Annotated in this window: 1 rRNA gene; it reads left to right on the top strand. The window is 56.4% G+C overall.

The features are described from left to right. Nucleotides 1–1,004, top strand: a 23S ribosomal RNA gene (locus tag ACIRFL_RS43900); the annotation flags it as partial.

Consider the following 1,004-nt stretch of genomic DNA (forward strand, 5'->3'; position numbering starts at 1 on the left):
GGATGAGGCCAAACCGTATGCGTGTGAGACCCGGCAGGGGTTGCGTATGCGGGGTTGTGGGATCTCTCTTGATCAGTCTGCCGGCTGGTCGGTGAGTCAGAAACCGTTGATGTAGACGAAGGACATGCGAAAGGTCCGGCGTAGAGGGTAAGACCCCCGTAGTTGAAATGTCAGCGGCTTGCTTGAGAGACACCCAAGTAGCACGGGGCCCGAGAAATCCCGTGTGAATCTGGCGGGACCACCCGCTAAGCCTAAATATTCCCTGGTGACCGATAGCGGATAGTACCGTGAGGGAATGGTGAAAAGTACCCCGGGAGGGGAGTGAAATAGTACCTGAAACCGTGTGCCTACAAGCCGTGGGAGCGTCGGAGTGTGCTTGCACATTCTCGTGACTGCGTGCCTTTTGAAGAATGAGCCTGCGAGTTTGCGGTGTGTTGCGAGGTTAACCCGGGTGGGGTAGCCGTAGCGAAAGCGAGTCCGAAGAGGGCGTTTTAGTAGCATGCTCAAGACCCGAAGCGGAGTGATCTAGCCATGGGCAGGTTGAAGCGGAGGTAAGACTTCGTGGAGGACCGAACCCACCAGGGTTGAAAACCTGGGGGATGACCTGTGGTTAGGGGTGAAAGGCCAATCAAACTCCGTGATAGCTGGTTCTCCCCGAAATGCATTTAGGTGCAGCGTCGTGTGTTTCTTGCCGGAGGTAGAGCACTGGATAGGCGATGGGCCCTACCGGGTTACTGACCTTAGCCAAACTCCGAATGCCGGTAAGTGAGAGCGCGGCAGTGAGACTGTGGGGGATAAGCTCCATGGTCGAGAGGGAAACAGCCCAGAGCATCGACTAAGGCCCCTAAGCGTACGCTAAGTGGGAAAGGATGTGGAGTCGCAGAGACAACCAGGAGGTTGGCTTAGAAGCAGCCACCCTTGAAAGAGTGCGTAATAGCTCACTGGTCTAGTGATTCCGCGCCGACAATGTAGCGGGGCTCAAGCGTACCGCCGAAGTCGTGTCA

Origin of the sequence: Streptomyces sp. NPDC102462, assembly GCF_044765425.1 — a bacterium.
GTDB lineage: Bacteria > Actinomycetota > Actinomycetes > Streptomycetales > Streptomycetaceae > Streptomyces.